At 65.8% G+C, this 18,760-nt stretch carries 19 protein-coding genes; 2 read left to right on the top strand and 17 right to left on the bottom strand.

Translation table 11 applies throughout. From position 1 onward, the window contains the following. Positions 1-58: 58 nt before the first annotated feature. From QI450_RS08745 to QI450_RS08800, 12 genes are all read right to left on the bottom strand, one after another. Positions 59-577, bottom strand: a complete 519-nt coding sequence (locus QI450_RS08745; RefSeq protein WP_226775133.1) for a tetratricopeptide repeat protein — start codon at positions 575-577, stop codon at positions 59-61. Then, complete coding sequence (gene aroB / locus QI450_RS08750; RefSeq protein WP_226775132.1) at positions 577-1,668, bottom strand: 3-dehydroquinate synthase; 1,092 nt, start codon at positions 1,666-1,668, stop codon at positions 577-579. The genes QI450_RS08745 and aroB overlap by 1 nt, the downstream gene beginning before the upstream one ends. After that, on the bottom strand, positions 1,665-2,258 hold the full coding sequence (locus QI450_RS08755) for a shikimate kinase (RefSeq protein WP_226775131.1): 594 nt from the start codon (positions 2,256-2,258) through the stop codon (positions 1,665-1,667). Before QI450_RS08755 ends, aroB begins: the two co-directional genes overlap by 4 nt. An 11-nt stretch (positions 2,259-2,269) precedes the next feature. Beyond that, positions 2,270-3,469, bottom strand: coding sequence for a chorismate synthase (gene aroC / locus QI450_RS08760; RefSeq protein ID WP_226775130.1), 1,200 nt, complete (start codon positions 3,467-3,469; stop codon positions 2,270-2,272). A 26-nt stretch (positions 3,470-3,495) separates the two neighbouring features. Then, complete coding sequence (locus tag QI450_RS08765; RefSeq protein ID WP_226775129.1) at positions 3,496-4,410, bottom strand: shikimate dehydrogenase; 915 nt, start codon at positions 4,408-4,410, stop codon at positions 3,496-3,498. Further along, the gene (gene mltG / locus QI450_RS08770; RefSeq protein WP_226775128.1) at positions 4,407-6,068 is read right to left on the bottom strand and encodes an endolytic transglycosylase MltG; all 1,662 of its coding nucleotides are present in this window, start codon (positions 6,066-6,068) and stop codon (positions 4,407-4,409) included. The genes QI450_RS08765 and mltG overlap by 4 nt, the downstream gene beginning before the upstream one ends. After that, positions 6,049-6,663: a Holliday junction resolvase RuvX gene (gene ruvX, locus QI450_RS08775; RefSeq protein ID WP_226775127.1), complete on the bottom strand. Its 615-nt coding sequence runs from the start codon at positions 6,661-6,663 to the stop codon at positions 6,049-6,051. Before ruvX ends, mltG begins: the two co-directional genes overlap by 20 nt. 10 nt (positions 6,664-6,673) lie before the next feature. Beyond that, a complete protein-coding gene (gene alaS / locus QI450_RS08780; RefSeq protein WP_226775126.1) occupies positions 6,674-9,352 on the bottom strand; it encodes an alanine--tRNA ligase in 2,679 nt (892 codons plus the stop codon). A 165-nt stretch (positions 9,353-9,517) separates the two neighbouring features. Further along, positions 9,518-9,784: a DUF6167 family protein gene (locus QI450_RS08785; protein ID WP_226775125.1), complete on the bottom strand. Its 267-nt coding sequence runs from the start codon at positions 9,782-9,784 to the stop codon at positions 9,518-9,520. A gap of 19 nt (positions 9,785-9,803) precedes the next feature. After that, on the bottom strand, positions 9,804-10,178 hold the full coding sequence (locus QI450_RS08790; protein ID WP_226775188.1) for a DUF948 domain-containing protein: 375 nt from the start codon (positions 10,176-10,178) through the stop codon (positions 9,804-9,806). Between the two features lie 145 nt (positions 10,179-10,323). Beyond that, positions 10,324-10,950 carry a 30S ribosomal protein S4 gene (rpsD, locus tag QI450_RS08795; protein ID WP_123254752.1) on the bottom strand — a complete coding sequence of 209 codons (627 nt, stop codon included), beginning with the start codon at positions 10,948-10,950 and terminating at the stop codon, positions 10,324-10,326. Positions 10,951-11,141: 191 nt separating this feature from the next. Further along, a complete protein-coding gene (locus QI450_RS08800; RefSeq protein WP_226775124.1) occupies positions 11,142-12,584 on the bottom strand; it encodes a replication-associated recombination protein A in 1,443 nt (480 codons plus the stop codon). A 60-nt stretch (positions 12,585-12,644) separates the two neighbouring features. Here QI450_RS08800 and QI450_RS08805 point away from each other — a divergent pair, with 60 nt between their 5' ends. Then, on the top strand, positions 12,645-13,292 hold the full coding sequence (locus QI450_RS08805) for an acVLRF1 family peptidyl-tRNA hydrolase (protein ID WP_282360601.1): 648 nt from the start codon (positions 12,645-12,647) through the stop codon (positions 13,290-13,292). 121 nt (positions 13,293-13,413) lie between these two features. Here QI450_RS08805 and QI450_RS08810 read toward each other — a convergent pair whose 3' ends face one another. The 4 genes from QI450_RS08810 to QI450_RS08825 form a co-directional block, all read right to left on the bottom strand. After that, a complete protein-coding gene (locus QI450_RS08810; RefSeq protein WP_226775122.1) occupies positions 13,414-14,001 on the bottom strand; it encodes a hypothetical protein in 588 nt (195 codons plus the stop codon). A gap of 203 nt (positions 14,002-14,204) precedes the next feature. Further along, on the bottom strand, positions 14,205-14,585 hold the full coding sequence (locus tag QI450_RS08815) for a DUF1048 domain-containing protein (protein ID WP_226775121.1): 381 nt from the start codon (positions 14,583-14,585) through the stop codon (positions 14,205-14,207). A 2-nt stretch (positions 14,586-14,587) separates the two neighbouring features. Beyond that, on the bottom strand, positions 14,588-14,950 hold the full coding sequence (locus tag QI450_RS08820; protein WP_226775120.1) for a PadR family transcriptional regulator: 363 nt from the start codon (positions 14,948-14,950) through the stop codon (positions 14,588-14,590). 130 nt (positions 14,951-15,080) lie between these two features. Beyond that, a complete protein-coding gene (locus tag QI450_RS08825) occupies positions 15,081-17,792 on the bottom strand; it encodes a PLAT/LH2 domain-containing protein (protein ID WP_226775187.1) in 2,712 nt (903 codons plus the stop codon). Between the two features lie 193 nt (positions 17,793-17,985). Between QI450_RS08825 and QI450_RS08830 the strand changes: the two genes are divergently transcribed. Beyond that, the gene (locus QI450_RS08830; RefSeq protein WP_226775119.1) at positions 17,986-18,207 is read left to right on the top strand and encodes a hypothetical protein; all 222 of its coding nucleotides are present in this window, start codon (positions 17,986-17,988) and stop codon (positions 18,205-18,207) included. Between the two features lie 129 nt (positions 18,208-18,336). On the opposite strand, the gene QI450_RS08835 is transcribed toward QI450_RS08830, so the two are convergent. Continuing rightward, positions 18,337-18,558 carry a hypothetical protein gene (locus QI450_RS08835; protein WP_226775118.1) on the bottom strand — a complete coding sequence of 74 codons (222 nt, stop codon included), beginning with the start codon at positions 18,556-18,558 and terminating at the stop codon, positions 18,337-18,339. Between the last annotated feature and the right edge of the window lie 202 nt (positions 18,559-18,760).

Here is an 18,760-nt window from a genome sequence, read left to right on the forward strand (position 1 = left end):
CTGCCCGCTGCCGGACGGGTGCGGCCGGAAGCTGCACGCAGGCCCGCGCGGACCCGCGTCAAGAGTCGAGATCCAGCACGTACCGGGCGCGTTGCAGAGCCACCGTGGAGGCGTAGATCAGTGCCGCGTCGGCAGACCCGGCCACACGCAGGTCCAGCGCTTTGGCGAAGCTTTCGACGGCGGCGCCGACGTTGCCGCTGGCAAAGTGGGACCGTCCGAGGTGCTGGCGGATGACCGCCTCGTCCGGTGTGCCGCGGGTCTCCGCCAGCAGCTGATCAAACAGCTCAACGGCCCGGTCAAGCCGGTTGGAAACCCGCAGTACGTCGGCTTCGAAGATGCGCAGGCGCAACGAGCCAGGGTCACTGTAGCGGGCTTCGGCGAGCAACTCTGCAGCCTCGGCCGGGTGCCCTTCGACCAGACGCACAAAGATCAGGTCCCCCGGGTCCGTCGATGCTGCAAGCGCTTCGGCGACGGCATCCTCATTGACGATTTGCGGGACCAGGCTGTCCGGGTTGATCTTGATCCCGGGGAACCCTGCAGCGGGCCAGTCGCTGGTACCGCCTGGGAGGAATGCCATCAGGAGGCAATCTCCTGGTACGCGGCGAACAGCAGCGAGGTGTCCGGGACGTCGAGGATACCGGGGCGTGCTACGCCGTCGAGCACCACAAAGCGCAGCAGGTCACCGCGGGACTTTTTGTCCCGCCGCATTCCGTCGAGCAGCGCCTGCCAGCGGTCGCGCCGGTAGGTCACGGGCAGACCGAGGCTTTCCAGGATGCTGCGGTGCCGGTCGGCGCTGGCGTCGCTGAGGCGCCCCACGCTGCGGGCCAGTTCCGCAGCGAACATCATCCCGACCGAGACGGCGGCGCCGTGGCGCCAGGAGTAGCGTTCGGCGAGCTCGATCGCGTGGCCCAGGGTGTGGCCGTAGTTGAGGATTTCGCGCTGGCCGGTTTCTTTGAGGTCCGCGGAGACGACCGTGGCCTTCACCGTGACGGCGCGTTCAATCAGTTCCCGCAACGCGTCACCGCGGGGCTCGGTGACTGCCGCGGGGTCTTTCTCGATCAGTTCGAGGATGGCCGGGTCCGCGATGAAGCCGCATTTGATGACCTCGGCCAGGCCGGAAATAATCTCGTTTTTCGGCAGTGTGTCCAGGGTATCGAGATCCGCGAGAACAGCGGCCGGCGGGTGGAAGGCACCAACGAGGTTCTTGCCTTCGGCGGTGTTGATGCCGGTTTTGCCGCCGACGGCCGCGTCGACCATACCGAGCAGGCTCGTGGGCATGTGGATGACTTTGACACCGCGAAGCCAGGTCGCGGCGACAAAGCCGGCAAGGTCGGTCACGGCCCCGCCGCCAACAGCAACGACGGCATCCGATCGGGTGAAGTCGTTCTGGCCCAGCACCTGCCAGCAGAAAGAGGCCACCTCGATGTGTTTGCCTTCTTCAGCATCGGGAATTTCGGCGGTGAGTGCCGTGAAGCCCGCCGACGAGAGCTCTTCCCTGACGGTGTCACCGGTGAGGCGCAGGGCGCGCGGGTGGATAACAAGGACCCGTTTGACCCGTTCCCCCAGCAGTCCGGGCAGGCTGGCCAGCAGGCCGCGGCCCACCACGACGTCGTAGTTCTCACCGGGCGTCTGCCCGGTGACCTTGATGACGGTTGATTCGGTGTTCACTTTTCAACTTCCTTTGTCGCCGCTGGTGCGGGTACACCAGCGGTTCCCGCCGCGCCATACGCGCGCAGCGCATCTTCAAGCCGGTGTGCGATGTCCGCAACGGTTCCGTTGCGCACATCGAAGACCAGGTCAGCCAGCCGTTCGTAGACCGGCCGGCGGGTGGCGAACAATGCCTTCCAGCGTTCCATGGCATCTCCGGCCAGTAAGGGCCGGCCGGAATTCCTGGCGATCCGGTCAACCACTGTGCCGGCGTCACACTCGAGGTAGACCACTGTGCAGTGCCCCAGCAGTTGCTGGGTACCGGAGTCCAGGACTGCCCCGCCGCCAAGCGAGACTACCGTATTCCTGCCTTGCGCGTCTTCCAGGGCCCGGGCGACGGCCCTGGCTTCCAGTTCGCGGAACACATGCTCGCCGCGGCTGGCGAAGATCTCTGCGATGGAGCCGTGGTTGGCAACGATTGTGACGTCAGTGTCCACAAACGTGGCCCCCAACTGCTGGGCGAGCTGGTATCCGATGGCTGATTTGCCGACTGCCATCGGCCCGATCAAGACGATGGGCCGGGCAGCATTCCTGGCCGGCCCTGCCGGCATTTCGGCCGGCACTATCGGCCGATCGAGTCCAGGGACGCCGGAATGTTGTCCAGGTAACCCTTGATGTTTCGGGCGGTTTCCTGCACGGAGTCGCCGCCGAACTTTTCCACAACCGCCTCGGCCAGGACAAGCGCGACCATGGCTTCGGCGACGACGCCCGCTGCGGGAACCGCACAGACGTCGGAGCGCTGGTGATGGGCCCTGGCGGCCTCGCCAGTACTCACATCGACGGTCCTGAGGGCTCGGGGCACCGTGGCGATGGGCTTCATCGCGGCGCGCACCCGCAGCACGTCGCCGATGCTCATTCCGCCTTCAATGCCGCCGGCGCGGTTTGAGGTGCGCACGATCCTGCCGTCGGCGTCCTTAACAATCTCGTCGTGGGCAGCCGAGCCGCGGCGTGACGCGGTGAGGAAGCCGTCACCGACTTCAACGCCCTTGATGGCCTGGATGCCCATCAGGGCTGCCGCCAGCCGTGAATCGAGGCGGCGGTCCCAATGGACGTAGCTGCCAAGTCCCGGCGGAAGCCCGTAAGCGAGGACCTCGACGATACCGCCGAGCGTTTCGCCTTCCTTGTGTGCGATGTCGACCTCGGCGACCATGGCGTCGGAGGTTTCGCGGTCGAAGCAGCGCAGCGGATCGGCGTCGAGTGCCAGCACGTTCTCCGGGACCGGGAGCGGCCGCCCTTCCGGCACGGCCGTCGTGGCGATCGACACGGTGTGGGAGACAAGTTCGATGCCGAGCTGCTTGAGGAATCCGGAGGCGACGGCGCCCAGGGCGACGCGCGTAGCCGTTTCGCGGGCACTGGCGCGCTCCAGCACGGGCCGCGCCTCGTCAAAGCCGTACTTCTGCATACCGGTGAAGTCCGCGTGCCCGGGCCGCGGACGGGTCAGCGGCGCATTGCGGGCCTGGTCGGCCAGGATTTCCGGGTCCACGGGGTCAGCAGACATGATCTGCTCCCATTTGGGCCACTCGGTGTTGCCGATCTGGATGGCGACGGGACCACCTTGGGTGATGCCATGGCGGACGCCGCCGAGGATTGTCACAACGTCCTGCTCGAACTTCATCCGTGCGCCACGGCCGTAGCCCAGCCGGCGCCGGGCCAGCGAATCAGCGATCCGTTCGCTGGTGAGCTCCACACCAGCGGGTACGCCTTCAATAATTCCGACCAGGGCCGGCCCATGGGATTCTCCGGCAGTCAACCAACGCAACATAAAATCCATCCTGCCATGTAAGGCGGTTAGAACACCCGTCGGGGTGCCCCGACTGCGTCACACATCACATCTATGACTTCCGCCGGGACTGCCTCGTGCAGGCCGGTGAAATGCCGGACCTGTTCCACGGCCTGGTAGATCAGCATTTCCAGGCCGGGAACCACCACACCGCCGGCCTTCAGCCAGGCGGCAGCGATCCGGCTGGGCCAGGGTTCATATGCGACGTCCAGCAACACACCCGGGCGGACCTCTCCGGCCGGCCCTCCGGACCCTTGCGCGAACAACCGTGCCAACTCCTCGGCCAGCGGATCGGCGGCCCGCGGGGGCAGCGTGGAAATCACGACGTCGGCCCGGGCCAGGGCGGCAGACGCGCCCTCCAGGGGCCGGACCCGCACGGGCAGGCCAAGTGCCGCAGCTGCCGCGCGTGCCTCCCGCGCGCGGGTGATGTCGCGGACGAAAATGTCGGCTGCTGGCGCGTCCAGCTCCTTCAGCGCTGCGATGGCAGCGGCTGCGGTTCCACCGCCGCCCAAGACGGCGGCAGCGGGCGCCGAGGCGGCACCTGCATGGCGGAGTGCGTTTACGATTCCGGCGACGTCGGTGTTGTAGCCGACCAAACGGATGGGAGCGGCGCCCGTTCCCGCGGCCGGCCGTTCGAACGCGACCGTGTTCACCACCCCGAGCTCGCGGGCCACGCCTCGAACCTCATCCACTTCGCCGACCATGGCTGACTTCAGCGGCATGGTGACGGACAGCCCGTGCCAGCTCGGCCCCAGCTGCACGTCCTTCCTGACCCGGGCCATAAAGGCCGGCAGCCCGGCTTCGGTCACATCGATCGCCGAATAGTCCAGCTCCACACCCAGGCGGGCGTAGGCGGCCCGGTGCAGGGCCGGAGACTTCGAATGGCTGATCGGGTGCCCAAGCACGGCAGCCCTGCCGGTCATACGCAGCGTCCGGCGTTTGCCTCACACCAAGCGTTGTATTTGGCCACGTAGGTGTTGTGCTCCGCGAGCGTCTTGGAGAAGCGTGTCTCCTTGGTGTCCAGGTTGATGGTCACCCAGTAGAGGTAATCGTTGGTCTTGGGCTTTGCCGCAGCGTCAATCGCCGTTCGGCCCGGCGATCCGATGGGTCCGACCGGCAGGCCCTGGTTGGCGTAGGTGTTATACGGGTTGGACTTGTCCGCCTTCTGGTCCTCGTCGATGTGGAAACTTTTGATGCCGAGGCCGTAGGTTACGGTGGCGTCCGACTGGATCAGCCCGTTGGTCTCCGTGTTATTGGGCTTGAGGCGGTTATAGATCGCGCCTGCCACATCGCCGTATTCGGCCTGGCCGCCCTCGGCCTGGACAATGCTGGCGACCGTCACAACGTCGTACTGCTTGGCCGGATCGGTGACGCCTTGGGACGTGAGCTCATCCAGGGTGGTGGTCACGAGCTTTTGCACCACATCCTTGGCCGGGGTGCCGATCGGGAACCGGTATTCGCCCGGGGCGAGGAAACCCTCGAGGGTCTTAGCCCTGGCCGGCACCCCGAACTGGGCTGGCGATGCGTTGAGTGCCTTGAGCTCGGATACCGGCACTCCGGTACCTTCGGAGATGGCTTGGAGGGAGTCACCGATGCGGAGCCCGGCGCTGAGCGCAAAGTACATCACCTTGCTTTGGTCCTTGTTCAGCAGGACAGCGACGGCGTCCGAGTTCTTCATTTCGTTGCGCATGCTGAAGTCGCCCGGGGCCAGCGCACCGCCGGAGGCCACAAAGTCGCGCAGGAAACTGTCGGCGTTCGCCACGACCTTCTTGTCCTGCAGCTCGGTCGCTACGGACTTGGGTCCGGCGCCCGGCGGCACGGTAATCATGACCTCACCGGTTCCGGGCCCCGGGTAATCAGCCACGGTGTCCGCGCCCAGAAGCGGCTTCAGGAACTGCGCGCCCACAGCAATCGCCACCACAAAAACAGCCAGGGTCAGCAGCAAGGCAAGGAAGCGGCGCCGGCGGCGGACCTTCTTGGACGGACCCTTGGACGTGCGGATGGCGGCTCCTCCGGCCAACACAACGTGGCCGTCTTCCTCGTGGTGATGGTCGTCGTTGAACGTGTACGCGTCGGGGTGGCCGTCCTGGGTCACCCCGTCAGGGTGCGGTTCGTCGCCGGGATGAAGGTCGGAATCATGGAAGACGGTGTCCGCATCTGCCACAGTTCCGGCGTACTCGTGTACGGGAACCTCCGGATCCACGGGATGGACATGCTCCACGGGAACCTCTGGAACCTCTGGATCCACGGGATGGACATGGTCCACGGGAACCTCTGGAACCTCCGGATCCACGGGCAGTTCGTGGACGGTCGGGGCTGCGGCCGGCGGCTCCGGCGCCTCGTCCGCCTGGCTCAGCCCGCGATTACCTACCGCGTCGTCGCCGGTTTCGGGGACGGATCGGTTGTCGGCGCCGGGTGCTGCCGCAGGGGTTTCCTCGCCGGTTTCGAACGCCTGCGGCGGGACGACGTTGTGCCCCTCGGGCGCCTGGACCTTCTCCTGGGCCCTCAGCTCCCTGCGTGTCAGCGGTCGGCCGGTGCCGAAGGCAGCACCGGAGGAGTCGTCACTGTTGACCGGGCTCACTGTAGCCTTCCATTTTGGGCAGAATGCGTAGTGCAGAATGCTCGTCTTGTGCCGGACTGGCCTGTGGACCATCCCCGGTCGGCCCCGGCGCGGACTCCGCGTATACGCGGAGTCCGACCTCCGTCCCCCTGGCCTTTTGCATATCGATCGCGTGTTGCAGGATACCTGCGGCCGCAACCTGATCAACTACCTTACGGTGATCCCGGCTGCTCATGCCAGCTTCGTGCAGGTGCCGGTGCGCAGATACTGTGCTCAGCCGCTCGTCCACCAGCCGAACCGGCACCCCGGAACCTGACTCCCCCAGTTTACCCGCCAGTAGCTTTGCATAGTCAGTCGCCATCCGGGCGGAGGCGTGCTCCTCACCCTTCATGGTCCTCGGCAGGCCGACAAAAATCTCCACAACGGCGAGTTCCAGGGCCAGTTCCGCCAGGATCCGCACGTCCGTATTCTTCTTCGCGTTCCGTTCCAGGGTGCGCAACGGCGTGGCCAGGATGCCGTCACGGTCACAGACAGCCACACCAACCCGGACGGTCCCGACGTCTACCCCGAGCTTTACGCCGATTGGGTAGCCGCCGGGCACAGCAGTTTCGTTCACGGCTTTTCCACTATCGTCCGGTGATGGCGTCCACGACGGCGGCGAGGGCCGCGCCGACCTTGCCGGCGTCCGTGCCGCCGCCCTGGGCGACGTCGTCCTTGCCGCCGCCGCCGCCGCCGAGGATTCCCGCGGCGAGCCGCACCAGGACCCCAGCCTTGACCCCTGCCGCCCGGGCGGCATCGTTGGTCGCGATCAGGATCACCGGACGGTCATTACTGACACCGGCAACCGCGACGGCGGCCGGATCGGAACCGAGCCGGGTCCGCAAATCCAGGGCCAGGCCGCGGAGGTCGTCCGCACCGCTGACCTGGCCGGCGTCGTGCGCGATGACCTTGATGCCGGCGGCATCCCTGGCGGTACCCACCAGCTGGCCGGCGGCAGCTGTGAGCTGCTCCTTGCGCAACCGCTCGAGTTCCTTTTCGGCGGTCTTGAGTTTGGCCAGGGTGGCGGCGATCCGGTCCGCGAGCAGTCCCGACGGCACCTTAAGCATGTCGGTGAGTTCGGTGACCAGCGCGCGTTCGGCAGCGAGGTGCCGGAAGGCGTCCATTCCGACGAAGGCCTCGACGCGGCGGTTTCCCGAGCCGACAGACTGTTCCCCGAGCAGTGACAGGCTGCCGATCAGCGAGGTGTTCGCAACATGGGTGCCGCCACAGAGTTCACGGGACCAGGCACCGTCGATCTCCACAACACGGACCTCGTTGCCGTAATTTTCGCCGAAGAGTGCCATGGCACCGAGGGCCTTGGCCTCGGCCAGTCCCATCACTTTGGTGTCCACCCGGTAGTTGTTGCGGATGGCGATGTTGGAAACTTCTTCAATTTCGGAGCGCGTGGCGGGGCTGAGGCCTTCGCCCCAGGCGAAGTCGAAGCGCAGGTAGCCTGCCTTGTTGAAGGAGCCGCGCTGGAGTGCTTCCGGGCCGAGGATCTGATGGAGGGCGGCGTGCACGATGTGGGTCCCGGTGTGGGCCTGCTCGGCGGCATGCCGGCGTTCCCGGTCCACGGCCGCCTGGACGAGGGAGTCCGCTCCGATTTCGCCCTCGCGGACAATTGCCTTGTGCACACTCAGCCCCTTGATCGGGCGCTGGACGTCCAGGACCTCGACGACAAAACCGTCCCCGGTGATCAGTCCGGTGTCTGCGGCCTGGCCGCCGGCTTCGGCGTAGAAGGGGGTCTCGGCGAGCACCAGCTCGATTTCCTCCCCGGTGGAGGCCTGGGAGACCTTGCGGCCGCCGGCAAGGATGCCGCGTACCTTCGATTCCCCCGCGAGTTCGGTGTAGCCGGTGAAAACAGTCTCTCCGGCGGACAGCAGCTCCTGGAAGGCGCTGAGGTCGGCGTGGGAACCCTTTTTGCCCTTCGCGTCGGCCTGCGCGCGCTGGCGCTGTTCGAGCATCAGCTTTCGGAACTCCGGCTCGTCGACCTTAAGCCCGGCCTCTTCGGCCATCTCAAGGGTCAGGTCGATCGGGAAACCGTAAGTATCATGCAGGGCGAAGGCGTCGGGGCCGGACAGCGGACGCCCGGCGGCCTGTGACTCCTTGACGGCGTCCTCCAGCCGGGCCGTGCCGGAGGCGATGGTGCGCAGGAACGCCTTCTCCTCCGCGTAGGCGATCCGGCTGATCCGGTCGAAGTCCGTCTCGACGATGGGGTAGACGCCCTTCATGGCATCCCGGGAAGCGGGCAGCAGCTCCGGCAGGCACGCTTTTTCGACGCCGAGCAGGCGCATCGAGCGCACGGCCCGCCGGATCAGGCGGCGCAGCACGTAGCCGCGGCCCTCGTTGGAGGGGGTCACGCCGTCGGCGATCAACATCAGGGAGGATCGGATGTGGTCGGCGACGACACGCATCCGGACGTCGTCGGTGTGATGCGGGTCGGCCGCGGACTCGGCGGAGGTGTATTCCCGGCCGGAGAGGGCCGCGGCCCTGTCGATCACCGGGCGGACCTGGTCCGTCTCGTACATGTTTTCGACGTCCTGCAGGATCATCGCCAGCCGCTCCATGCCCAGGCCGGTGTCGATGTTCTTTTTCGGGAGTTCGCCGGTGATGTCGAAGTCAACCTTGGAGCGGACGTTGTCGATCTGGTACTGCATAAACACCAGGTTCCAGATTTCCACGTAGCGGTTCTCGTCCGCGATCGGGCCGCCCTCGACGCCGTAGGAGGGGCCACGGTCATAGTAGATCTCGGAGCAGGGGCCGGCGGGACCGGGCTGGCCGGTGGACCAGTAGTTGTCCGCCTTGCCCATCCGCTGGATCCGCGCGGCAGGCATGCCTGTGTTCCGGAGCCAGAGCTGCTCGGCCTCATCGTCCTCTTCGTAGACAGTGACCCACAGCCGCTCGGGTGGGAGCCCGTACCCGCCGTCGTCAACGCTCGAGGTGAGCAGTTCCCAGGCGAACTTGATGGCGTCTTCCTTGAAGTAGTCGCCGAAGGAGAAGTTCCCGCACATCTGGAAGAACGTCCCGTGGCGGGCGGTCTTGCCGACTTCCTCGATGTCGCCGGTCCGGATGCACTTTTGCACGCTCGTGGCACGCTCGTACGGCGCTTCCTCCCGGGCCGTCAGGTACGGGATAAACGGGACCATGCCGGCGACGGTGAACAGCAGGGACGGGTCGCTGGAGACCAAGGAAGCGGAGGGCACCGCGGTGTGGCCCTTTTTGACAAAAAAGTCGATCCAGCGCTTAGTGATCTCCTGCGACTTCATGAGCTGATTACGTACCCTTCACTGTTCACTGCGTTTGTGGTCACTGCGTTTGTGGTCACTGCGTTTGTGGTCCCCGCGTATGGTCCGCGGAACGGTCTGGTCCCGGCCATAGGCCGTGCCGGCGGTCCGTTTTCCGGACGCCGCTGTTCTGATATTCTCTCCCGGCTAGCGCCGGACTGCATCCCGGCCGGCTGCGCCGTGGGCAATGGTCTGGTCCAGGCCCGCGTCAATGCCGAGCGCTCGGCGCAGTTCGGTCTCACGCTCATTCATGCCCTCGCGGACGGCATCGGCGAAGTCGTACAGACCGTCGGCGACGCGCCCCACGGCCCGGTTGAGTCCTTCGGGGCCCAGGTTGGATTGCGCTTCGGTGATCTTGCGGAAGGCGATGACGCCAATGGCGACGCCGATTCCCATCCAGATGATTCTGTTCATGTCAGGTTCTCCAGCTGGGTTAGCGGCTGCGGCGGCCGGTGGCGGGCTTTTTGCGGGCGGTGAACGCCGCGCGCACACCATAGCTGAAGGAGGCGACCTTGATCAGCGGCGAACCGACGGTGGCGGCCACCAGCGAGGACAGCGCCGAGATGTTCGCCGAAGCGTCGGAGACGTTGTTCGCGATACCGTCGACCTTTTTGAGCTGTTCGTTGGTGGTGGAAACAGTCGCCGTGACTTCGTCCATCAGCGGCGTGGCGCCGTCGCTGATCGAACGGATGGAGGTCCGCACCTCATCGAACACTCCCCCAAGCTTTAAAATCGGCACGGCAAGCAGCAGGACCAGCAGTGCAAACACTCCGGCCGCGATGAGGCCGGCAATATCGCCACCAGTCATAGTCATTCATCTCCTTGTTGCGTAGTGTCTCTGCGGGCGCCGCCGGCCCAAACAGCCGGCAACCGCAGAACTCCCCCAAGTACCTTACATACAAAAAAGCCCGTGGCGCTTGCCACGGGCTTCTTTGTAAGGTGTCGCGGTGAATCTAGCGTGCGTAGAATTCCACAACGAGCTGCTCTTCGCAGGTCACGGGGACCTCGGAGCGCTTGGGGCGACGGACCAGGCGTGCCTGCAGGGCGTCAAGCTTGACGTCCAGGTAGGCAGGAACCATGGGCAGAACATCGCGGTGCGCACCGGCTGCTGCAACCTGGAACGGAGCCATGGTCTCGCTGCGGCTGTGGACGTGGACCAGCTGGCCCTCGCCGACGCGGAACGACGGACGGTCAACGCGGATGCCGTCAACCATGATGTGGCGGTGCACAACAAGCTGGCGGGCCGAAGCGATGGTGCGGGCGAATCCTGCGCGCAGCACGAGGGCGTCAAGACGCATTTCGAGCAGTTCGATCAGGTTCTCGCCGGTCAGGCCCTTGGTCCGGCGGGCTTCTTCGAAGGCGCGGGTCATCTGGGCTTCGCGGATGCCGTACTGGGCGCGCAGACGCTGCTTTTCGCGCAGACGTACGGCGTAGTCGGAGTCCTGCTTCTTGCGGGCACGGCCATGCTCACCGGGGCCGTACGGGCGGCGCTCCATGTACTTGGCGGCCTTGGGGGTCAGAGCAATGCCGAGTGCACGCGAGAGGCGTGCTGTACGGCGAGCACGAGTGTTGTTAGCCACTTGTGTCCTTCCAATATCTGCGGTGTGTCAGTGTTACTGGCCTCCACGATGGAGAGCATCGGCCAACCGCTGCCTTTTGCTACTGGGCACGGGGCAAACCCGTTTGAACAGCATAAAATGCCGGTATCAAGTGGATTGTGCGTCTGTGCCTTGCCAGACAACGAACTACTTTACCACGCCGGGACCGGCGATCACTTGCCCCGGATGATCCTGCGGAGCCGCTCAAGCCGGGTGGAAATGTCCCGTTCGGCGCCGTTGCCGGTCGGTTCGTAGTAGTTACGGCCGACGAGGTCGTCCGGCGGGTACTGCTGGGTAGCGACCGAATGCGGGGCATCGTGGGCATATTTGTAGCCCTGGCCGTGGCCCAGTTGCTTGGATCCCGGGTAGTGGGCGTCGCGCAGATGCGCCGGGATGCCGTTGCCGAGACCGGCGCGGACGTCGGCGATCGCCTGGTTGATTCCCAGATAGGCGGCGTTGGATTTCGGAGCTGTGGCGAGGTGGACCACGGCTTCGGCGAGGATGATGCGGCCTTCGGGCATGCCGATCAGCTGCACGGCCTGGGCGGCGGCGACGGCGGTCTGCAGCGCCGTCGGGTCGGCCATGCCAACGTCTTCGGCTGCGGAGATGACAATGCGCCGGGCTACGAACCGCGGGTCCTCCCCCGCCTCGAGCATCCGGGCGAGGTAGTGCAGGGCGGCGTCGACGTCGGAACCCCGGATGGACTTGATGAATGCGCTCGCGACGTCGTAGTGCTGGTCGCCGGCCCGGTCATAGCGTACGGATGCGACGTCGAGGGCCCGTTCCGTGTGCTTCAGCTCGATCTGCACCGGGGCCGGCCCGGCCGTCCCGGCGATCGTGTCGGCGTCGTCAGCATCCCCGTATGCGACGCCGGCCGCCGCCTCCAGTGCGGTCAGTGCCCGGCGGGCGTCCCCGCCGGAGAGCCTCACGAGATGGCCCCGGGCCGCATCGGTGAGTTCCACTTTGCCGCCGAGTCCACGGGGGTCCGCCGCTGCCCGCAGCAGCAATCCCTCCACGTCGGCGTCGGTCAGCGGCTTAAGTGTCAGTAGCAGGGACCGGGACAGCAACGGGGAGACGACGGAAAAGGAGGGGTTTTCGGTGGTCGCGGCAACCAGGACTACCCAGCGGTTCTCGACGCCGGGCAGCAGGGCATCCTGCTGGGCCTTGTTGAAGCGGTGGATCTCGTCCAGGAACAGCACTGTGGTGGTCTTGAAAAGGTCCCGGGCGGTGAGAGCTTCCTCCATAACGCGGCGGACGTCCTTGACCCCGGCGGTGATGGCGGAGAGCTCAACGAACTTCCGGCCGGGACCTTTAGCGATGACGTGCGCGAGTGTGGTCTTCCCCGTGCCGGGCGGGCCCCAGAGAATCAGGGAACTGGGACCCGCGGGGCCGGTGGCATCCGTTCCGGCGGCCAGCTGGCGCAGCGGCGAACCCTGTCCCAGCAGGTGCTGCTGGCCCACCACATCATCGAGCGTCCGCGGACGCATTCGGACGGCCAGCGGGCTGCGCGGGGAGGCAGCGCGACGGGCCGGACCACCGTCAACGGCGTCCTCCGCGTCGTTATCATCCTCGACAGCGGCGCCGCCGTCCCGTCCTGCGCCAAAGAGATCTTCCACATAGATAGGCTACTTCTAGTTCCCGCCCGCACCGACACCCCCACAACGGAGACCCGCGCCATGGCCAGCACCGAAACCCGCATGGCGTTTGTCTCCGGCGATCGGCTGCCGGGCTGGGTGGAGCGGTTCGCGGCCAGCCATGGCGTCCTCGCCGAGGAGGAGCTCGACGCCGGCCTGCAACTGCGCGCCGCTGACGGCGCCGTAGCATTGCTGCAGGCGCCATGGCCGGCGGACGGCCGCCCCGGCAGCGGCGGCGACGCCGTTGCCCGGCTCGCCTCCCTGGCATCGCAGCAGCGCAGCATCGGGGCGGTGCTGGTCCGCCGTGGCGGCTACTCCGTGGCAGTGGTCAGCGGCGCCGCCGTCCTCGCTTCCAAGACCGGCACCCGCCACGTCCAGTCCCGTACCGCTGCGGGAGGCTGGTCCCAGCAGCGTTTCGCCCGGCGGCGGGCGAACCAGGCCGACGCCCTGGTGGAGGCCGTGGCAAACCATGCCGCCCGTATTTTTGCGGATCACCGGATCGATTACGTGGCTCCCGGCGGGGACCGGACCCTGGCCGAGCAGGTCCTGGCCGAACCGGTGCTGAAGCAGTATGCCCCGCGGCCAAGGCTGGCATTCCTGGACGTCCCGGACCCGCGGGCTGCCGTCCTGAAGAAGGCAGCCGCCGAGCTGTGTGCCGTGCGGATCATCGTCACGGACCCGCCGCTGTAAACAGTCGCCGGGTACGGCAGGGTAATGCCGGCTCGGATGGTGCAAGGAGACGCGCAGGTGCTGCCCCCGGGTTCCTCCGTGGGCACGGCAAAACCACCAGCGCGGTACGCCGCCGGCGGACCTATTCCAGGTCGTTTGGAAGCACCCGGTCGGCAGGGTTCTTGCTGGATCCGCGCACGTAAACTCGGGGCGAACCCGCGACGGGAGCCTGAATCCACATCGGCACCCGCGCTATCCAACCGACGATCCAGAAGCCGCCGACCGCGAGGACCATCAGCGCACCGCCGCCCCAGACGGCCCATGGACCCCAGACCGGCCCGAGCAGCTCCTGGCCCGCCTCAGTGGTTCCCACGGCTGCGGCGAGCATGCCCGCAATCAGGAAGAAACCGACGAATCCCGCGCCGGCGCGGATCGCTTCGCCGCCGAGAACGGCGGCCAGCAGGAGAGGCAGCACCAGTCCGCCGATGATAAGGGCGACGGCCACGTTCCCAAGAACGTCCCCCGCCCTCCCGTCCACGTTGTCGCTCAGCGGTCCGAGGATGAATCCCGCGGCGATCGATACCAGCATGACGGTGATCAGGGCGGTGGTGACCACTTTAAGGAATCGGTCGCTGAACCGGAATTTTCCGTTCGGCCGGCTCACTTGGTTGTCGGCCCGCCGGTTCGGCGCGGACGACCGCGGCTGCGTGGCGGGATTTTTCTTACTCATGCCGTTTCCTCGTGCCTTTAGATTTCGGTTGCGAATCTGGCCTCCGCCGGGCGGTGACCCTGGGGGCGTTTGCCCGTTCTCGTCAGGGCGGGACGAGGACGCAACTCTCCGAACCAGCAAAAATCCCAATTATCGATCGAGTAGATAAAAGGAGTCTACGGGGCCCCGCACCCGGATCGCGGGTTCGAGGGCCCGGCCGGTTGTCATGCATCCGGGCCCGTTCCCTTGCCGCCGGCGGCAGCGTCGATCGCCTTCGTGAGTCGGGCGCGCTCCTTATCGATCCACCGGGTGGCGGAGTAGGCCTGGGCGAATGTCTCGGCAAACTCCACCGGGTCCTCGCCTACGATGGCGCGCACCGGCGTGGCGTCGACAGCGGCGCGTTCCCAGAGATCGGCATGGTCACCGATCATCGTGGTGAGGGTGTCTCCGTCGGTGATCCCGCCGTAGTACATAAAGTACCGGTTGAACGCCTTCGCCGAACTGCGGTAGGGCTCCGGAAGTGCCTCGATGCGGGCCATGGACTGCTTGTACTGCTTCTTCTGTTCCAGCGACCCGGTGAGGGCCTCGAGCCACTTTGCGGCCATGACTACTCTCCGTCTTCCTGGGGGTGATCCTGCGGGTTTTCGATCTGCTGGTGGAGTTGTCCGATCCGCTCTACGAGGAAGCTCCAGCTCCTCCAGAACTCGTCGAGGTACTCGGCGCCTGCGGCGTTCAGCGAGTACACCTTGCGTGGCGGGCCCTTCGCCGACGGGACCTTCGCAACGTCGACGAAGCCACGCTGTTCGATTCTGATCAGGAGGGCGTAGACGGTGCCCTCAACGATGTCGGAAAAGCCCTGCTCGCGCAGCCGTGCGGTGATCTCGTAGCCGTAGGCCGGCTGAACGGCCAGGTTCGCGAGAACGATGCCTTCGAGGGTTCCCTTGAGCATCTCGGTCATCTGGTTGGCCACAACGGCCTCCTCTTTACTACTCAGTGTTGCTGACTACCACTAGATAGTATCACTGAATAGCGAGGTGGTGACGGTCAGTTGATGCATTTAATCCAGCACCGCCCGTGCGCTCTGAGAGTTTTGGCACACCTCAGATGATCGGCTGGGTGAACGGTGTGGTGTCATCGATGTCGCGATCGAAGATGGCCGTGCCACTGCTGCCGAACCTGGCGCTGTGGACTTCGATTCGGTCCAGGAACCAGTCGGGGGCGTTGCCGTCGTTGTCCCGCTGCACGGTTAGTGTCTGCAGCGCGCCGAGGTCCCCGCTTGGGAGCGTGACCCAGTTCCAGTCGTCGCTTTCCATTCGCTTAATGAGCTCGGTGTTCACGGTCTTGCTCGCCGACCCGGCAGCTCCGGTAAGGGTGAAGGTGACGTTGGCATCCGTGCCGGCCATCCATTTGTCGGCAGTGTGGATGTGCAGGCCGTAGCCGAAATTCGCCGGTTTGAACGGATTGTCCGCGCGCGTGGCCAACCGGATCAGCGACGAGAATTGACCTTCCGCTGCGATGTCGCGCAGGTCACGGGGGTCGTCGGTGATGGCTCCGTCGACTCCGATGCGGATGTACTCCCGTAGCTCGTCGTGCGCGTTAACCGTCCAAACGTAAATGAACGCAGGCCGCGCGGCCGCTGCGCGGATCCCGCACGCCGCCTCCAGCGTATAGCGGTAGTACGGGCCGAGGATGAAGTTCATGAAGCTGATGCCGTTGCCGTAGCCCTGGTGGCCGACGCCACGGCTGGTGAAGTAGTTCGATACCGCCGCAGCATCGTTCTCGGCATCGATCATCAATCCTTCGCGAGGGCCCAGGATGTCCACGATCCGGTCGAAGAAGGCACCTTGGTTGTCGTCCCGGTTGCCGATGGAGAGGATAACGTTCAGATCGTTGTCGAAGGTCAGGTGCTCGCGGATCGCCAGCAGCAGTTCGAAGCCGTGATCCGGTGAGGTGACTTCCGGTTTGCAGTCGAAGACGAGCAACGACAGTTGGGGGTTTGCCTGCGCGAGCTGGTGGATGCCGATCAGATAGTCCGCTACCGAGGGTGCGGACGGTTCCCCTGTCCCGTGGCTGATGCACAGCTGCCCGGGGTGGTCCTCGTAGACTTGCACGTCCGGCTCGAGGCCGTTGGCACCGTTGGTGACGGCCTCGGTCGCGTCGGCGACGGTGTTCGGGTTGTGGCCAACAACGTAGAAGGGTCGGGGCCCGAACGCCGCCGCGAAGCCGACCACCGTTGTGGCTTTGACCTCTGAGGCCCTCCCGCACAGCCATTGCTGGGCCGTCACAAGATCCCGCAGATGGAGCGGCCGAATCAGTGTGACGAGAGCGACCTGGTGCAGCGCGTCAGCCGTCGCCGAACCGAGGAACTCGTGGCCGGCGCCGTAAACCTCGATCACCGCGCCCGGCACCGCGCCCCGGACGCCGACGGCGGTGTCTGCATCCTTAAGCGGCCCGAGCACCTCTACCGGCCCCGGCATGGGATGGGCCGCCACGTGCCCCGCTGCGGAGTCGACACCGGTGTCACTGCAGGCCCACTGTCGGACGAAGACACTTGCGCCTTCGACCAACAGTGGGGTCACGGCGATGACGACATTGGTGTGGAGGGCCAGCACCTGGTCGCTGATGGCCGCGTCCCCCTTGGCCGTTCGAACGAAGACCTGGAGCACCGCCCCGCGGTGGGCCTTTGTGACGCTGACCGTACCAGTGCAGGAAAACAGTTGGCCGAATATTTGCGCGGCCGGCACCTCCTCCTGGTGCGCGTCAACCGTCACAGGTACCGCGGGCGTGCTGAGAATTCCACAACACTCCTGCGTTGCGCTTACCGGATCGGTGGTCAGCGGCGGCACGCGGCAGTCGAGCCAAGTCTGCTCCGCCGGTGCTGCGCCGTCGAACACCAACTGATTCGCCGCCAGGTGGACTGTCGCTCCGGGTCGCAAACCGGTCACCCGGACGGTTGTGGCGCCGGCACACAGCGGCGAGACAACGACCGGCGGGTCCACGGGTTCGAGCTTGCCAACCAGGACCGGGTCCGAGTTCTTCGGTGGCCGTTCGCAACGCTTAGCCACCTCCTGCCGGATGGTGATCTCATCGTCCTCCGCCAGCGGTTTCGACAGCAGGAAGCGCAGCGATGAACGATCAAACCCGGCGCTGTCGACGATCCCGGAACGCCGCTCTATCGTTACGGTGGCCCCATCGAAAACCCCGCTCACCATAACGGAAGGGTCACAGCCGCGGACCGGGGACTGTATGACCGGGGCAGGCAGCGGCCGGCCCAAGCCGCCCGGAAGCGGGTCTGAGGTCCGGCCGACGTCGGGCCCGGGCGCGAGCCCCGGTCCCGACTGGTGCGCGGTGATCCACCCGTTTGGCGGGATGGCACTGGTGAGGGCGAAGCGCGCGGTCCCTTCGTGCGCCTGGCCGGTGCCGAGGATGCTGCCGTTAGCGAGCAGCGTAACGTCTGCGCCTGAAACCGCACCGTCAATCCACACGTACTGGCCGCAGGCGAACAGCTGGGTGGCGACATGGACCGGGCCAAATTCAGCGCTGCTTGTCGGGGCCGCGGCAACCGGCATCGCCAGGTTGCCCGAGGGAACCTCGCTCTGCTCGGCCCCGAGGTGCTGGATTGCGAACAGGGTTTCTGAGCGGGACAGGGTCAGCCCCGGTTCCAGCGGGAAGCGTTGGTCACCTGAGGTGGCAGTCCCCTTGGCCACCGTGCGAAGACCGGTCTCGACTGTCACGCCCGCGCCGGGCAGTTGCCCCCGGACACGGATCGAGGAACTGAGCTCAGAGAGCGGACCAACAATAACGGGCTGCATAAGTGCCACAGCTCCAGAGTGTAGGCCCGGCCATGTCGAGGAACAATAGCTGGCGTCCAGCGCCACGGAATCCCAGGCTTCCAGGGTACGAAGACCACTGTCGGCGGCGCAGCGCCATCAGGTCCTGGACGCTGCTGTCCACGTCGTAAGCATGCTGATAGACACCGGGGTCGCCCGAGGTCAAACTGCGTATATGGACGACGCGGACAAACAGGACACCATCAACAAGGTCACGGACCGGATAGTCGTCCGGCATCCCGAGGCTCCCCGTACGCTCATCGCGAGGATCGTCACGGAAGAGTACGAACAACTGGCTTCCGGCCGGATCCGGACCTTCATCCCGACCCTGGTTGAGCACGGGGCCCGGAACAGAATCAGGCGGCAGTTCTCCTCCGGGACAGTGGACAGCAGCTGAAGCCGTTCAGTCCTGGCAGTCCTGCACCGACGGCCTTGTCCCAGCGTTGCCCCCGGCGAAGCAAAAGGTCCGACCAGTGTGGCCGGTCGGACCTTTCGCGTCAGCGCAGCGCCTGCTTCAAGAGGACTGCTATCCGGCCTTCCCGGACAGCGCTACAAGCACTCCGGCCGTGGCGAAGAATTTGTTGCTGCCGAGGTCGCGGATGGTCTTGATTCCCATGCCGGCAAGGAGTTCGTCGTGCTTTTCGGTGAGCCCGGCCAGCGCTGACGGCGGGGCGGCAAGAACTTCCTCAAGGGTCAAGTTCTCATAGGCCTTATCGAGTGCCTTGCCAAGTTCAACGGATACAGCCATGGTTATGTCCTTTGATCGATTCGGAACAACAGCACACTCGCCGCAGACTGCCTGCGAAAGCCGGAACGGGAATGCACCGACGCCGGGATACTCCCCGAGCCTCTGGCTACGCTATCGCAGCGGCCCTAACAAAACATCCATATCGGGATGTGAATCCTCATCATGCCCGCGCCGCTGCTGCATTCTGGATCCGGGGTGAAAT

Origin of the sequence: Arthrobacter sp. EM1 (genome assembly GCF_029964055.1) — a bacterium.
Classification (GTDB): Bacteria; Actinomycetota; Actinomycetes; order Actinomycetales; family Micrococcaceae; genus Arthrobacter.

Bases quoted from the DNA above. Each gene is read 5' to 3' on its own strand.
- QI450_RS08755 (WP_226775131.1), bottom strand. From the start codon at position 2,258: ATGCCGGCAGGGCCGGCCAGGAATGCTGCCCGGCCCATCGTCTTGATC.
- QI450_RS08785 (WP_226775125.1), bottom strand. From the start codon at position 9,784: ATGAACAGAATCATCTGGATGGGAATCGGCGTCGCCATTGGCGTCATC.
- QI450_RS08790 (WP_226775188.1), bottom strand. From the start codon at position 10,178: ATGACTGGTGGCGATATTGCCGGCCTCATCGCGGCCGGAGTGTTTGCA.
- QI450_RS08835 (WP_226775118.1), bottom strand. From the start codon at position 18,558: ATGGCTGTATCCGTTGAACTTGGCAAGGCACTCGATAAGGCCTATGAG.
- QI450_RS08810 (WP_226775122.1), bottom strand. From the start codon at position 14,001: ATGAGTAAGAAAAATCCCGCCACGCAGCCGCGGTCGTCCGCGCCGAAC.
- aroC (WP_226775130.1), bottom strand. From the start codon at position 3,469: ATGTTGCGTTGGTTGACTGCCGGAGAATCCCATGGGCCGGCCCTGGTC.
- QI450_RS08765 (WP_226775129.1), bottom strand. From the start codon at position 4,410: ATGACCGGCAGGGCTGCCGTGCTTGGGCACCCGATCAGCCATTCGAAG.
- alaS (WP_226775126.1), bottom strand. From the start codon at position 9,352: ATGAAGTCGCAGGAGATCACTAAGCGCTGGATCGACTTTTTTGTCAAA.
- QI450_RS08830 (WP_226775119.1), top strand. From the start codon at position 17,986: ATGGACGACGCGGACAAACAGGACACCATCAACAAGGTCACGGACCGG.
- QI450_RS08805 (WP_282360601.1), top strand. From the start codon at position 12,645: ATGGCCAGCACCGAAACCCGCATGGCGTTTGTCTCCGGCGATCGGCTG.
- QI450_RS08745 (WP_226775133.1), bottom strand. From the start codon at position 577: ATGGCATTCCTCCCAGGCGGTACCAGCGACTGGCCCGCTGCAGGGTTC.
- QI450_RS08825 (WP_226775187.1), bottom strand. From the start codon at position 17,792: ATGCAGCCCGTTATTGTTGGTCCGCTCTCTGAGCTCAGTTCCTCGATC.
- QI450_RS08815 (WP_226775121.1), bottom strand. From the start codon at position 14,585: ATGGCCGCAAAGTGGCTCGAGGCCCTCACCGGGTCGCTGGAACAGAAG.